A 517-nucleotide genomic window follows, 5' to 3' on the forward strand; every position below is an offset into this window, starting at 1 on the left:
TGGCGCCGCTCCGTTATGATCTGCTCGCTGCTCTGCAGCCGGACAGTCTGCTGCAGGACCTTCAACCTTTCCTGCATCGCCTCGAAGGCTCGGCGCTGCGCCGGCGGCACGCGGTTGACGAGATCCTTGTCACCTCGGACGAGGCCATTGCGACCGAAGCGTTCGTCGAGCGCCCGGCTGACAGCGGCAAACTCACGGCCAATGCCTGGATCGAGGGCAGCGGCGGAGACGCCCAGCCTCCTGCCATCCTTCTGTGCCGCGGCCGTCAGGCGCGTCAATGCCTCTTCCGCAGCTTTCGACAAAGCAGGAATGGCGACCGCCATGCGCCGCCGCTCTTCTGTGATGACCTGACGCTCGGCATCGAGGATGTTGGCATAGGCGGCTCCGAGGGAGCGCAGGCGCGCATCCGCCTCGGGCACGGCCTGAAGTGCTTCTTTCCGCTCCCGGCCGGCGGCCAGCATCCGGTCCATGAGGCGATCGGAACCGCGCAAGGCCCCGTAGGCGGCTGGATCATTGG

The 517-nt window shown here is 66.9% G+C and carries 1 pseudogene; it reads right to left on the reverse strand.

What is annotated here, in order from left to right:
- A pseudogene (locus CO655_RS33240) lies at window positions 1–517 on the reverse strand (Ti-type conjugative transfer relaxase TraA); the annotation flags it as partial.

Source organism: Rhizobium sp. M1, from assembly GCF_002531805.1.
GTDB classification, from domain to species: domain Bacteria; phylum Pseudomonadota; class Alphaproteobacteria; order Rhizobiales; family Rhizobiaceae; genus Rhizobium; species Rhizobium etli_C.